1 protein-coding gene is annotated in these 242 nt (G+C 81.4%); it reads right to left on the bottom strand.

Going from position 1 to position 242, the window contains the following annotated elements; all coding sequences use genetic code 11:
* Positions 1-9: 9 nt before the first annotated feature.
* Positions 10-242: hypothetical protein (locus tag QWY29_RS20875; RefSeq protein WP_300963082.1), on the bottom strand; the 233-nt coding region annotated here is incomplete at its 5' end.

The following is a 242-nucleotide window of genomic DNA, read 5'->3' as shown; positions in this document are numbered from 1 at the left end:
AGCACGCGATCAGCCTTCCACACCGGCGGGTGCCGGGCCGCCGCCGAGACGGGCAGCGACCGGGCCGGCGACCGCGGCGATCGGCTGGGGAGCCGGCACGCCGGACCCGTCCCGCCGGCCGGTGGCCGGCGGCAGCTCGACCGGCGCGCCGCTGTCGGCGGCCGCTCGGGCCGGCGCGGTGCCCACCCAGGCGAGCACCAGGGCGTCCTCGCCCTTGAGGAACCGGTGGCAGCGGACGCCGC

Source organism: Nocardioides abyssi, from assembly GCF_030412915.1.
GTDB classification, from domain to species: Bacteria; Actinomycetota; Actinomycetes; order Propionibacteriales; family Nocardioidaceae; genus Nocardioides; species Nocardioides abyssi.
The sequence above is the reverse complement of the archived record's forward strand: the minus strand, read 5'-3'. Positions and strand labels throughout refer to the sequence as shown.